A 13,412-nucleotide genomic window follows, 5' to 3' on the forward strand; every position below is an offset into this window, starting at 1 on the left:
GTGTGGCGCGGGAGGTGAGGCACGGGGGACCGGACCCGCACGGCCTCGTGCGTCGGGCCGTCGATCACGGCTGCGCGTCGGGGTCGCCGGGCCGGAGCGCGGGTTGTGCTGCCGGGGTCGCCGGGCTGGAGCGCGGGTTGTGCTGCCGGGGTCGCCGGGCTGGAGCGCGGGTTGTGCTGCCGGGGCCGCCGGGCTGGAGCGCGGGCTGTCGGGGTTGCTGGGCCGGAGCGGGCGGGCCTCGGAGCCCGCGGCCGGGCGACGCGGATGGCGACGTCCCCGGCGGTGGCCGGCGCGCTGGAGGCGGGCGGCGACCGGGTGGACACAGGCCTGTGGGACGTACGTCTGTGGGCACGGCCGGCGGCCCGGAGCTGCGGCGGCGATCGGCGGATCGCCGGCCGGGTCCGGGCGTGTGGTCCCGGGCTGTGGAGTGCGTGTGGGCCCGCGTAGGGTCGCCGGAGTCCGCGCCCCCCACCGAGCCCGAGGAGCCCCGCGTGACGACCGCGTCCGACCCGCAGCAGCCCATCCCGGTGATCATCGACTGCGACACCGGTATCGATGACGCGCTGGCTCTGCTGCTGGCGGTCCGCCACCCGGCGCTGGACCTGCGCGCGGTCACCTGCGTGGCCGGGAACACCGACGTGGAGGGCGTCGTACGGAACACCCTGACCGTGCTGGAGCAGGCCGGCGCCCCGGACGTCCCCGTGGCCCGGGGCGCAGAGCGTCCGCTGATCGAGGGCGTGCGCACCGCCCGGCACGTGCACGGGCACGACGGCATGGGCGACCTCGGCCTGCCCGCCCCCACCCGCGCCCCCGTCGACGTGGACGCGGTGACGCTGCTGCGCCGGGAGATCCTCGCCTCCCCGCGCCCGGTCACCCTGGTCCCCACCGCTCCGGCGACCAACATCGCGCTGCTGCTGCGCACCCACCCGGAGGTCACCCGGAACATCGAGCGGATCGTGTTCATGGGCGGCGCGGTGGCCACCGGGAACGCGACGCCGGTCGCCGAGTTCAACGTCTGGCACGACCCGGAGGCGGCGGCGATCCTGCTCACCGCCGGGGTCCCGGTCACCATGTACGGGCTCGACGTCTTCGAGCGGGTGATCGTCCCCGGTCCGGACGTACGCCGTCTGCGCGCGAGCACCGAGCCCGGCACCCGGCTCGCCGGTGAGCTGCTCGCCCACCGCGGCCCGGCCACCGACGAGTCCGACCCCGGCGGCGGCCTCGGCGACGCGGGCGCGGTCTGCGCGGTGATCGACCCGGCGGGCCTGACCACGCACCGGCTGCCCGTCGAGGTGTCCCTGGCCCCCGGCCCGGCCCGCGGCCAGACCCTGGTCGACCGGCGGGCCCGCGTCGGCGAGTCCGAGCTCCACGGGGACCTGCGGGAACAGCCGCTGGTGGACGTGGCTCTGGACGTGGACGTGGCCCGGTACGTGCGGCTGTACCTGGGGGCGGTCGAGCGCACGGGCGTGTAGCCACCGGCGCGTCGCGGGCGTACGGGTTCGCTTTTCGGGTGATGTGGACAGATCTGTTCGTGTCGCCCGCACGCATCGCGAAGGAGACCGCGTGACCGTACGCAGCACCACCCGCACGCCCGACCTGTCGTCCAAGGACCCCAACTGGTGGCGGCAGGCCGTCATCTACCAGATCTACCCCCGCAGCTTCGCCGACGCCGACGGCGACGGGCTCGGTGACCTGCGCGGCATCACCCAGCGCCTGACGCACCTGGCCGCGCTCGGCGTGGACGCCCTGTGGCTCAGCCCGTTCTACCCGTCCGAGCTGGCCGACGGCGGCTACGACGTCGACGACTACCGCGACGTCGACCCGCGCCTGGGCACCCTGGACGACTTCGACGCCATGGCAGCCGAGGCCCACCGCCTGGGTCTCAAGGTCATCGTCGACCTGGTCCCCAACCACACCTCGCACCGCCACGCGTGGTTCCAGGAGGCCCTGACCGCGGGCCCGGGCTCCGCCGCCCGCGACCGCTACGTCTTCCGCGACGGCCGCGGCGCGCAGGGCGAGCTACCGCCCACCGACTGGCAGTCCGTCTTCGGCGGCAGCGCCTGGCGGCGGGTGCCCGACGGGCAGTGGTACCTCCACCTCTTCACCCCCGAGCAGCCCGACCTGAACTGGGAGAACGAGCAGGTCCGCACCGACTTCCGCACCACGCTGAAGTTCTGGTGCGACCGGGGCGTCGACGGCTTCCGCGTCGACGTGGCGCACGCGCTGGTCAAGGACCTGACCGAGCCGCTGCGCGACCTCGGCTCCCCCGAGCTGAGCAGCGAGGCGGCGCTCGCGGAGTTCGCCCCCGGCACCCACCCGTTCTACGACCGCGACGACGTCCACGAGGTCTACCGCGACTGGCGCAAGATCCTCGACGCCTACACCCCGCCCCGGATGGCGGTGGCCGAGGCCTGGGTCCCGGGCGCCCGGCGCGCGCTGTACGCCCGCCCGGACGAGCTGGGCCAGGCCTTCAACTTCGAGTACCTCCAGGCAGGCTGGGACGCGGCGGAGCTGCGCGAGGTCATCACCGGCTCACTGGCAGACGCCCACGCCGCCGGCGCCTCGGCGACCTGGGTGCTGTCCAACCACGACGTGGTCCGGCACGCCACCCGCCTGGCCCTCCCGCCGGGCACCGACACCGACGCCTGGCTGCTGTCCGGCGGGCACGCCCCGGCCGTCGACGTGCGGGCCGGCCTGCGCCGGGCGCGCGCGGCGACGCTGCTGATGCTGGCGCTGCCCGGCTCGGCGTACGTCTACCAGGGCGAGGAGCTGGGCCTGCCCGAGGTGGCCGACCTGCCCACCGAGGTCCTCCAGGACCCGATCTGGGAGCAGACCGGGCACGTCCGCAAGGGCCGCGACGGATGCCGGGTGCCGTTGCCGTGGGCGACGGACGGGCCGTCGTACGGTTTCGGGGCGGGCGCGGCGTGGCTGCCGCAGCCGCCGGACTTCGCGGCGTACGCCGTCGAGGCCCAGGACGGGGTGGCGGGCTCGACGCTGGAGCTGTACCGCACGGCCCTGCGCCTGCGCCGCAAGCTGCTCGACGGCGAGTCGCTGACCTGGTCGGACGATGTCCCGGCCGGGGTCCTGCGGTTCGACCGCTCCGACGGCTGGCGGTGTGTCACCAACCTCTCCGGCTCGACGGTCGACCTGCCGGCCGGGGAGGTGCTGCTGAGCAGCGCACCGCTGGACGACGGCCGTCTGGGCCCGGACACGACGGTGTGGCTGGCGCTGTAGGCGGTAGGAGGAAGCGCACGGGGGATTGTGTGGGGCCGGAGGGGAGGGGGCCGGTTCACGACCGCCAGTTCCCGCGAGGCGGTGCCGAACCGGCGGCCCCCGTCCTCCGTGCAGGTCACGACGGCCTCGATGCGGACGCCGAAACGGTCGGGGAGGTGGATGCCGGGCCCGATGCCGGGCCCGGTGCGGGGGCCGCCCGGGTCAGACGTGCCCGGGTCAGACGTGCCCGGGTCCGCCGCCGCCGAAGGAGCCGCTCGACCCCGGCAGCCAGCGGCGGCGGACCTGGTCCTGGCCCCGGCGGCTGCCCGAGTGGTGGAGTTCGTACGGCATGAGCCGTGGGCTTCCGTCCGTGTTCAGCGGGATCTCGTCGGGTTCCCGCATCTCCCGTTCCTCGTGGACGGCGCCGGTTGCGGGAAGTTTGCCGTGCTCGTCGGCGTGGGGGCGTTCGGGTTCACGTTCCATGACCCGCATGCCCATGCGTACGGCCCAGATCAGCGCGCCGGCGATGACCAGCCCGCCGATGAAGGCGATCGTCACGTTGAGCGCGTGCGAGGACGCGGCCAGCAGTTCATACGTTGCCGTACTCATGTTCTGATTATGTACCCCCAAATGAGATAAAGCGCCAGGAATGTCCGAGTGGTCCTTCTGGAGGCTCCGCGAGTGGGCCCGTCCTGATTGAGAGGAGCCGGTGCCTGGTACCCGTCCGGCAGCGCGGCGGCGCCGGCGCCCGGCCCGCCGCCCGCACACGGCCCCGCGTCACCGGTGGAAGGAGCACTCCCATGACCGTGCCGTTGACGGCCGACGCCCACGAGTACGGCCTGGTCGGGGACGGCACCGCCGACGACCGGCCGGCACTGCAGAAGCTGGTGGACGCCCTGGGCGACGCCACCGCCGCCGACGGGCGGCCGCGCACCGTGCGCGTGCCCGCCGGGCGGTACGTCGTCCGGGACCGGCCCGTGCTCTGGCGCAGCGGCGTCTCACTGATCGGCGCCGGACGCGGCGCCACCTGCTTCGTGCTGTGCAACCCGGGCGCCCCGACCCGGCCGGTGCCGCTGGCCTGGTTCACCACCGCCCAGCACGGCGCCGGGCGGGACAACCACATCGCCGACGTCACCTTCGCCCACTTCGAGATCGACGGCTCCCGGGTGGAGACCGAGGAGTACGAGGTGCTGGCCAAGGGCCTCGGCCTCCAGTACGTGCTGCGCGGGCGCTTCACCGACCTGTACATCCACGACACCGCCGCCACCGGCTTCGGGTGCGACTTCCTCCAGGACACCGTCGTCGAGGGCGTGCTGGCCGAGCGGTGCGGACGGCAGGACCCCGGCGAGGAGATGGGCGGCGCGGGCATCGGGATCGGAGTGGGCGGCTGGGGCCCGGTCGAACGCACGGCGGTCACCGACTGCACCGCCAACGGCAACGGCACCAACGGCATCTTCCTCGAACTCCAGCAGGACGACTGGGTTCCGCCCCGCGGCATCCGCGTCACCGCCTGCCACACCGAGGGCAACCGCTACGGCATCTCCGACTGGGGCGCCGACGGCCTGCTGGTCACCGGCTGCACGATGCTCGGCAACCACGTCGCCGGGTTCGACGTGTCGGCGCAGGGCACGACGAGCGTCGGCGGGCGCGGCGGCATCGTCACCGGGTGCGTGATCGACGGCAACGTGGGCGACGGGATCGCGCTCGGCAACACCCCGGGTCCGTACGCCTTCCGCGGCAACCGCGTCAGCAACAACGGGCGGTACGGGTACTGGCAGCACAACCTGGCCGGCGGCGACCAGGAGCCCGCCACGGACATCGTCCTGGAGTCCAACGACGTCCACGACAACGCCCTGGACGGCATCCGCGTCGACGCCCCGCTGCACGAGCCGGCGATCTTCGGCAACCGGATCCGCGGCAACGGCCGCCGCGCCGCGCCCTGGGCGCGCGGCAGCGGCGAGGGCGTTCACTGCGGGCCGCTGTCCCTGACCGACGAGAACGCCGACTGGCTTCCCGGCGGCCACCGCGGCAAGAAGCTGACGATCGGCGACCCGAACACCGAGGACACGGCCGAGGGTGCGGGCGTGGTCACGGCTGAGGGTGCGGGCGGTGTCACGGCCGAGGACAGGGGCGTGGTCACGGCCGAGGACGGCACGGCAGTGACGACAGTGCTCACCGCCGTGGTCACCGACAACACCGCCACCGAGCTCACCCTCGCCCCCGCACGCCCCGGCGCGGAAACGGCGTGGCCCGACGGCACCCCCGCGCCCGGCGCCGCCTACCGCCTCCCGGACCGCCCGGCGCCGCGCACCGGCCTCACCGCCGCCGCCGCGGTGGCCCACCCGTACGTGCACGGCAACCGTGTCCGGGACGACGGGCACCCGCGCACCCAGACCCACGCCCTGTGGATCGCGCACGAGGCCACCTGGACCGGCGGCCGGGTCTCCGGAAACGACTTCAGCGGCAACGCCTCGGCGGCGACCCGCTTCGACTCGGCCCCGAGCGGCGGGCGCTGGCGGGACAACGACGGCTGACTTCAGCTGCCTGCGCGGGAGACCGACGAAGCGCCGTCAGTCCTGGGAGGCGCCCCGGGCGCCGGGAGCCGTGCGGAGGCCGCCGTCCCCGGTGTCCTCGCGGCGGACCGCCTCGCCCTGGATGATCCGGGGGGCCTTCCGGTCCTCGGGCGGCGTACGCTCCTCGTCCTTCATCGCGCGGGCCTCGGCCTTGAGGATGCGGGCCGACTTGCCGGCCGAGCGGGTCAGCTCGGGGAGCTTCCTGGCGGCGAGGACGGCAATGACGACGATGAGAATGATCGCGAGTTCGCTCAGTCCGAACACGGCGCTCCCTGGTGAACGTACGGTGCGAGCCCGCGGCACGGGCCCGCACGGAATCTACGGCATGGCCGGTGGCGGCGAAGGGATCAGAGGTCGAACTCCTGGGGCGGCAGATCCAGGGTGAAGCACGCCTCGCGGACGACGGCCCGCTCGTCCTTGTCGAAGTCCCCGTCGGCGCCGCCGATCACGATGCCGATCTGCACCACGGCCCGGGCCTCGGCGGGCTTCTTCCTCGCCTTGGCGATCTCCTGGAGGACGCTGACCTTGCCGAAGGCGAAGTCGGCGGTCAGCTTGTCCAGGTTGGCCTCGAAGCGGCGGCGCAGGTCGTCGGCGGGGAAGTTCCGCAGCACCTCGTTGGTCCCGATCAGCTGGGCCACGCGCCGGCGCTCCGCCGCGTCCACGGTCCCTCCCCCGCTGCTTGATGCGTGGGAGGTGCCCCCGGCAGCGGCGACCAGTGCGCACATGGCCATGCTCGCGTCGCGGAAGGCGCCGCTCTTGAGGTCGTTCTTCTTCGCCACGAGCTGCGTCTGCATCTGCGACGCGGACTCCTTGAAGCGGTCCCACAGGGCCATGAACACTCCGTACGGGTCGGGAGAGTGCAACTTCTACACTCATGTAGAAGTTATCAGGCCTGCCGTCCGGCTTCGCGTTCGCACGGGGAACAACCGGAGCTGTCCGGCCGTTCTCTACAGGCGAGTAGAGGCTCGGGGGTCAAAGAGCGATCGAGGACTCCCCATGCTTTTGCCCGTCCTTTACCATGAGAGGGAAAACCCCGGGCGGCCGGCTGGTACCGGCGCCCGCCGACCCCGTTAAGGAGTCCCGTTCCGTAATGGAGCCTCCCAGTACCGGCCGTGCCATGGCCGGCCCGCAGTCCCCCCTGTATGCGCGTGAGCCGCATGTGCGTGAGGGAAGCGGGGTGGCACGGTGACCGAGGTCCTGCTGCTCCTGCTGGCCCTCCTCCTCACCCTGGCCTGCGCCCTCTTCGTCGCGGCCGAGTTCTCCCTCACCACCGTCGAGCGCGGTGACCTGGAACGTGCCGCCGAGTCCGGCGAGCGCGGCGCCGACGGCGCCCTGAAGGCCGTACGGTCCCTGACCCTCCAGCTCTCCGGCGCCCAGCTCGGCATCACCGTCACCTCGCTGGTCATCGGCATGCTGGCCGAGCCGTCCCTCGCGGTGCTGCTGCGCGGCCCGCTGCGGGCGATCGGCCTGGGCGGTGCCGCCCCGACGGTGGCGACCGTGCTCGGCGTGGTCGTCTCCACCGTCGTCCTGATGGTCGTCGGCGAGCTGGTTCCCAAGAACTGGGCGATCTCCCGCCCGCTGGCCGTGTCGAAGGTCGTCGCGGGACCGCAGCGCGGCTTCACCACCGCGTTCGGCCCCTTCATCCGGCACCTGAACGACACGGCGAACCGATTCGTACGCCGCTTCGGCCTGGAACCGGCCGAGGAGCTGGCGTCCGCCCGCAGCGCCGAGGAACTGGTCGCCCTGGCCCAGCACTCGGCCGCCGAGGGCGCCCTGGAGGCCGACTCGGCCGAGCTGTTCGTCCGCACCCTGCACCTGAGCGAGCTGACCGCGGAGAACGTCATGACCCCGCGCGTGGACGTCAAGGCCCTGGAGGCCCAGGCCACCGCCGCCGACGCCGCGAACCTCTCGCACGCCACCGGCCTCTCCCGCTTCCCGGTCTACCAGGACAGCCTGGACGAGGTCATCGGCACCGTGCACATCCGCGACGTCCTGGCCCTGGAGCCGGACCGGCGCAGGTCCACCCCCGTCACCGAGCTGGCCACCGCGCCGCTCCTGGTGCCGGACAGCCTGCCCGCCGACCGGCTGCTGGAGCGCATGCGCGCCACGCGCACCATGGCCGTCGTCATCGACGAGTACGGCGGTACGGCGGGCGTGGCGACCGTCGAGGACATCGTGGAGGAGGTCGTCGGCGAGGTGCGCGACGAGCACGACCCGGTCGAGATACCGGACCTGCTGCCCGCCCCCGCCGGGGCCGACGGCCGCGCGGCCTGGGAGGCCGACGGCTCGCTCCGCCTGGACCACCTGGAGCGCATCGGCCTGAGCGCGCCGGACGGACCGTACGAGACCCTGGCCGGCCTGGTCGCCACCCACCTGGCGCGCATCCCCGCCAAGGGCGACGTCGTCGACCTGGACGGCTGGCGCCTGGACGTCCTCGACGTCGACCACCACCGCGCCGACCGCCTGCGGGTCACCGCGCCCGCGCCGGTCCCGTCCGCCGCCGGCCGGACGCCGGAGGTGGCCCGATGACCGCCGTACAGCTCCTCATCGGCGCCCTGACGCTGTTGACCAACGCGTTCTTCGTCGGCGCCGAGTTCGCCATGATCTCCGTACGCCGCAGCCAGATCGAGCCGCGCGCGAAGACGGGCGACAAGCGCGCCCGGATGACCCTGTGGGGCCTGGAACACATCTCCGCGATGATGGCCACGGCCCAGCTCGGCATCACCGTCTCCTCGCTGGTGCTCGGCGCGGTCGCGGAACCGGCCATCGCGCACCTGATGGAGCCGGCGTTCGAGGCGGTCCACATGCCGCACGCGCTGGTCCACCCGATCGCCTTCGCGATCGCGCTGGCACTCGCCACCTACCTCCACATGCTGATCGGCGAGATGATCCCGAAGAACATCGCGCTGGCCGCCCCGGCGACCACCGCGCTGGTCCTCGGCCCGCCGCTGGTCGCCCTCACCCGGGCCCTGAAGCCGTTCGTCTTCGGCATCAACGCCTTCGCCAACACGCTCCTCAAGCTGCTGCGGGTGGAGCCGAAGGACGAGGTGGAGGCCGTCTTCACCGACGACCAGCTGGCCCGCATGGTCGTCGACGCAAGCGAGGCCGGACTCCTCACCCCGGCCGACGGCGAACGGCTGCGCGACGCGCTGGAACTGGGCACCCGCCCGGTCGGCGAGATCCTGGTACCGGCCCAGAAGATGCGCACCGTCAGCCACACCGTCACCCCGGCGGAACTGGAGCGCGTGGCCGCCGAGGCGGGCTACTCCCGCTTCCCGGTCACCGGCCCCGGCGGCACCGTGCTGGGCTACCTGCACATCAAGGACACGCTGGGCCTGACCGACCGCGACCGCCCCTTCCCGCGCGCGGCCCTGCACCGGGTCACGCGGGTCCGCATCGACACCCCGCTCGACGACACCCTCACCGCCCTGCGCACCGAGGACAGCCACCTGGCCGCCGTCACCGGCGAGACGGGCGCCGTCCTGGGCTTCGTGACGATGGAGGACGTCCTGACGGAACTGGTGGGGCCGACGACACCGGTGGCCTGATCCCGGGAACTCCCGCACGACCACGGGCGTCTCCCACAGCGACAACGGCGCCGGCACCGGCACCGACACCGCTGCGGGAGGCGCTCATGGCCATGGTCGGCCTGTTCTGGATCACCGAGGACGCCGTGTACGTGGGTGCCGAGCCCACCGGCACGGCGTCCGGAGTGCGCCTGACCAAGGACGGGGTCGAGACCCTCGGGCTCGGCCAGGGCCGCTTCTGGGCCTGGGACGACGTCCGCGGGCTCGACGTCCAGGACGTCGCCGTGCGGTCCACCGCGCGGCGGCTGGCCTCGATGGCGTTCGACTCGGTCTACGCCATGGTGACGGGCGACGGCGAACTCCCCCCGGCCTTCACCGTACGGGTGGAGACCGAGGGCGACGGCACGGTCGAGGCGACCGCCCTGGCCGCCGCCCCCGGCGGCATCCACACCCCCGACGAGTACGACCTCTCCCGCACCCTCCTCACCCGCCTCACCTCCGGCGCCACCCCCGTCGACGAACTGCTCACCTGGCGCCGCGACGAGCCCGAGGACGTCGCCCCGACCAGGGACCAGCGACTGGCACTGCTCCGCCGGTGGACGGCGGCCACCGACTGACCCGGTGCCCGGTGCCCGGTGCCCGTGTCCCCGTGGCCCTGGCGGCTCCCGCTCGGCGTGCCCGCAGGTACGATCACGCGTCATTCACGTGAGGGTGCCCTGCCTGCGGTGACGCCTGTCGGCAAGCCCTCCGGCACTCAGCGGAGGTTGTGTACGTGAGCAGCAGGAGGAAGAACGGGGCGACGCCCGTACGCGGCGTCGTCGTGGTGAGCGCACTCGTCGCGATGCTGGGCGGGTGTGGTGACGGCACCCCCTCTCCGGAGGCCGCTTCGACGGCCGGCCCCAGCGCGACCGCGTCCGCCTCGGCCGGCTCACCGAAGCCCGTCACCGAGGAGACATCCGGCCCCGAGCCGCGGAAGGTCACCCTGTCGCTCGCGGAGATCGCCGACACCCCCGGCACCTTCGAGCAGTTCAAGGAGTTCGTCACCGAGCACGGGACCACCGAGCAGAAGAACGCCGTCCGGCACCTCAAGGGGTGGCGGGGCTACGAGCGCAAACTGGCCTATCCGGCCCTGGAGGCCGGCTCCGACCACCCGACCGTCGACTACGAGGCCATCGACAGCGGCGACCCGGCGGAGCGGGACAAGATGCTGGGTCTGGAAAAGCAGAGCCAGTACGTGGCCGAGGCGCTCGCGGCCTGGTGGGAGATCGACGAGACGGCGGTCCTCCAGGTCTACGACCGCAGCGGCGAGTACGCCGCCGGGACGTCCTGCATCCGGCCCGACACCGTGGAGAAGGAGGGGTCCTGCATCTGACCGCTCCTCCGGCCGCCGCAGCGGCCCCACGGGCGGCCCGGACCCGCCCCGCGACCACGGTGAGGGCCGGCGTCACCGGCCCCGACCACGGTGGTGGTCCGCGTCTCCGGCCCCGGCCACGGTGGTGGTCCGCGTCACCGGCCCCGACCACGGTGATGGGCCCGCGTCACCGGCCGTTCCGCCTTCCCTCCCTCAGGCCGCCCGCAGCGCGTCCGCCGGCGGGGTGCGCAGGGCGTGCCGGGTGGGCAGTTCGACGGTGAGGAAGGACGTCAGCGTGACCGTGGCCGCCACCGCCGGGAGCAGCCAGGCGGGGCCCGCCGGCCAGGGGCGGCCGAGGAAGCCCTGGCCCAGGAGGGCGAGGGGGAGGGCGGACAGGAGCAGCCCGCAGACGAGCGCCGCGGCGGCGATGACGGCGGCCTCTCGGCGCATCATCGCGCGGATCTGGCGTGGCGTCGTGCCGACCAGGCGCAGGGCGGCGATCTCGGCGCGGCGCTGGGCGGTGGCGGCGACCAGCTTGTTGGCGATGCTCAGCAGCAGATAGCCGAGCAGCACCACGATGGTGGCCAGGTTGACCCACACCTCGGGAGGCGTGTCCGCACCGGTGGCGTCCGGGCCGGTGCCCGACACGACGAGGCCCGTACGGTCGGCGGCCAGCGCGGTCAGGCCCTGCCCGGCCGCGGACGTGCCGTCGGTGCGGACCAGGACGCTCTGGTCGAGGCCGGTCGTGGTGTGTCCGGCGGCCAGCTCACGGGAGAGGACGACCGGGCCGAAGCCCAGGCCCCGGTCGTACACGGCGACGACCTCGGCGTCGACCCGCGCCCCGTCGCCGAGCACCAGCCGCACCCGCTCCCCGACCCCGGTACCGCGGGCGCGCGCCGCCTCGCCGCTGACGGCGACCGTGGCACCGGTGAGCCGGTCGAGGCCGCCGTCCGTGACGCCGAGGTCGACGACGTCCCGGGCGTCCGGGGTGAGGATCATCGCCGAGGCGGACTCGGCCGCGGGCTCGCCGAACTGCTCGTACTCCCACACCACCGTGGTCGTCCCGACGGGCGCCGCCGCCCGCACGCCCGGCACGTCCCGCACGGCGGCCGGCGTGCCCTCGGGCAGCCCGCCCAGGCCCGGCGCGCTCACCTCGTACTGGGAGAGCGTGCCGGTGCGGGTGTCCTCGGAGGTCGCGGCCAGCACCGTCGTCTGCGCGAACGTGTACGTCAGGACGAACACGACCGCCATGGCCAGCGGGCTGACCACGCCTGACAGGCGCAAGGCGTAGGCGCGTACGTTGGACAGCGCCAGCCAGGTCGGGGCCGCGACCCCGGGCCGCAGCTGCCGTACGGCCGCCTCGCCCGCGCGCTTCACCAGCGCGGGGCCGGACAGCGCCAGGCCGATCGCGGCGAGGATGCCCGCGATGGACGTGGCCGAGGCCCCGATGACGGTCCGGGACAGCAGCGGTGCCGCGGACATCACGCCCGCGCCGAGCATCAGCAGCAGACCGGCGCGGGTCCGCACCGGTGACGGGGTGCGCGGCTCGCTGCGCGACTCGGCGACCGCCTCGGTGGCCGGCATGCGGGAGGTGCGCCAGGCCGCGCAGCGGGCCGAGAGCCGCACCGCCCCGGCCATCAGGAGGAGGGTGGCGAGCGCGGGCAGCGGGCCGACCGTGAGGGGGAGCTCCTGCGGCAGTACCCCGCGTTCCGCCAGTACCTGCCGGAACCGGTCCGCCAGCAGGTAGCCGACCGCGACGCCCGGCACCAGGGCCACCGCCGCGACGACCGTCGTCTGCGCGGCGGCCAGGCGGCGGATCTGCTTCGGGGTCGCCCCGACCGCCCGCATCAGCGCCAGGTCGCGGCGCTGTCCGGCGATCGTCACGCCCAGCGCGCCCGCGACGACGAACCCGGTGATCAGCAGCACGATCCCGGCGAGCGACCCGGCGAGCAGGATCAGCAGCGAGCGCGCCGAACCCACGCCGGGCGACACGGCCTCCCCCCGGTCCGCGCCGGTGACGACCTCCAGCCCGGTGCCCGACACCGCTTCGCGGGCCGCCGAGGCGACCCGCTCCCCGGCACCGTCGTCGACGCGCAGGCCGATCAGGTCGACGGTCCCGGCGCGCGGTCCGTCGCCCTCACCGTCCCGCCCGGCCAGGCGCGCGGCCGTCCCGTCCGCGAAGTAGACGCCCGCACCAGGGGCGTCGACCAGCGCGGAGACCCGGTACGGGGCGGCGGGGCGGCCGTTCGCCACGACCTGGACCCACTCGCCCACCGCGACGCCCGCCGCCGCGTCCACGGCTACCTCGTCCGTGGCCGAGGGCGCCCGGCCCGCCACGCGCGGGTCCGCCAGCAGCTTCGTCGTCGACCAGCCGTGACCCGCCGTCCTCGGGTCCTCGGCGGACGCCACGACCTGTCCGCGCGCGTCGACCAGCGCCGCCGGGAAGCCGATGTCACCGACGGCCGCGGTGACTCCGGGCAGGGCGGCCAGCCGGTCGACGAGCCGGTCCGGGACCGTGGCGCGCTCGGGCAGCGCGATCGGCAGGTCCCCGCTCGGGTGGAACTCCTGATCGGCCGCGACCACGACGTCCGCGCCACCGAGCCGCCCGGGCGGCAGCTGGGAGCGGAGCCCCGACTCGGCCAGCACACCGGTGGTGGTGATCAGCGCCGCGCCGCCCAGAACCGCGCACGCCACGGCGAGCAGCGCGGTGATCCGGTGGGCGGCCATCCGCCAGGCAAGGTGCAGCAT

Annotated in this window: 11 protein-coding genes; 7 read left to right on the forward strand and 4 right to left on the reverse strand. The window is 74.3% G+C overall.

The features are described from left to right. Positions 1 to 491: 491 nt before the first annotated feature. Complete coding sequence (locus ACH4F2_RS13670; protein ID WP_398132903.1) at positions 492 to 1,472, forward strand: nucleoside hydrolase; 981 nt, start codon at positions 492 to 494, stop codon at positions 1,470 to 1,472. 91 nt (positions 1,473 to 1,563) lie between these two features. Beyond that, positions 1,564 to 3,234, forward strand: coding sequence for a glycoside hydrolase family 13 protein (locus tag ACH4F2_RS13675; RefSeq protein WP_398132904.1), 1,671 nt, complete (start codon positions 1,564 to 1,566; stop codon positions 3,232 to 3,234). 216 nt (positions 3,235 to 3,450) lie between these two features. Here ACH4F2_RS13675 and ACH4F2_RS13680 read toward each other — a convergent pair whose 3' ends face one another. Further along, positions 3,451 to 3,822 carry a DUF6479 family protein gene (locus tag ACH4F2_RS13680; protein WP_398132905.1) on the reverse strand — a complete coding sequence of 124 codons (372 nt, stop codon included), beginning with the start codon at positions 3,820 to 3,822 and terminating at the stop codon, positions 3,451 to 3,453. 191 nt (positions 3,823 to 4,013) lie between these two features. Between ACH4F2_RS13680 and ACH4F2_RS13685 the strand changes: the two genes are divergently transcribed. Next, the gene (locus ACH4F2_RS13685; protein WP_398132906.1) at positions 4,014 to 5,747 is read left to right on the forward strand and encodes a right-handed parallel beta-helix repeat-containing protein; all 1,734 of its coding nucleotides are present in this window, start codon (positions 4,014 to 4,016) and stop codon (positions 5,745 to 5,747) included. A gap of 36 nt (positions 5,748 to 5,783) precedes the next feature. On the opposite strand, the gene ACH4F2_RS13690 is transcribed toward ACH4F2_RS13685, so the two are convergent. Continuing rightward, positions 5,784 to 6,050: a twin-arginine translocase TatA/TatE family subunit gene (locus ACH4F2_RS13690; RefSeq protein ID WP_398132907.1), complete on the reverse strand. Its 267-nt coding sequence runs from the start codon at positions 6,048 to 6,050 to the stop codon at positions 5,784 to 5,786. Between the two features lie 83 nt (positions 6,051 to 6,133). Beyond that, the gene (locus ACH4F2_RS13695; RefSeq protein ID WP_398132908.1) at positions 6,134 to 6,619 is read right to left on the reverse strand and encodes a tellurite resistance TerB family protein; all 486 of its coding nucleotides are present in this window, start codon (positions 6,617 to 6,619) and stop codon (positions 6,134 to 6,136) included. 352 nt (positions 6,620 to 6,971) lie between these two features. Between ACH4F2_RS13695 and ACH4F2_RS13700 the strand changes: the two genes are divergently transcribed. The 4 genes from ACH4F2_RS13700 (at position 6,972) to ACH4F2_RS13715 (ending at position 10,685) form a co-directional block, all read left to right on the forward strand. Beyond that, complete coding sequence (locus ACH4F2_RS13700) at positions 6,972 to 8,315, forward strand: hemolysin family protein (protein WP_398132909.1); 1,344 nt, start codon at positions 6,972 to 6,974, stop codon at positions 8,313 to 8,315. Then, the gene (locus ACH4F2_RS13705) at positions 8,312 to 9,334 is read left to right on the forward strand and encodes a hemolysin family protein (RefSeq protein WP_398132910.1); all 1,023 of its coding nucleotides are present in this window, start codon (positions 8,312 to 8,314) and stop codon (positions 9,332 to 9,334) included. The genes ACH4F2_RS13700 and ACH4F2_RS13705 overlap by 4 nt, the downstream gene beginning before the upstream one ends. 86 nt (positions 9,335 to 9,420) lie before the next feature. Beyond that, on the forward strand, positions 9,421 to 9,930 hold the full coding sequence (locus ACH4F2_RS13710; RefSeq protein ID WP_398132911.1) for a hypothetical protein: 510 nt from the start codon (positions 9,421 to 9,423) through the stop codon (positions 9,928 to 9,930). A 155-nt stretch (positions 9,931 to 10,085) separates the two neighbouring features. Then, complete coding sequence (locus ACH4F2_RS13715) at positions 10,086 to 10,685, forward strand: hypothetical protein (RefSeq protein WP_398132912.1); 600 nt, start codon at positions 10,086 to 10,088, stop codon at positions 10,683 to 10,685. A gap of 192 nt (positions 10,686 to 10,877) precedes the next feature. On the opposite strand, the gene ACH4F2_RS13720 is transcribed toward ACH4F2_RS13715, so the two are convergent. Further along, entirely contained in the window at positions 10,878 to 13,412 is a 2,535-nt protein-coding gene (locus tag ACH4F2_RS13720; RefSeq protein WP_398132913.1) for an FtsX-like permease family protein, read from the reverse strand.

Origin of the sequence: Streptomyces sp. NPDC017890 (genome assembly GCF_044328675.1) — a bacterium.
Classification (GTDB): Bacteria; Actinomycetota; Actinomycetes; order Streptomycetales; family Streptomycetaceae; genus Streptomyces.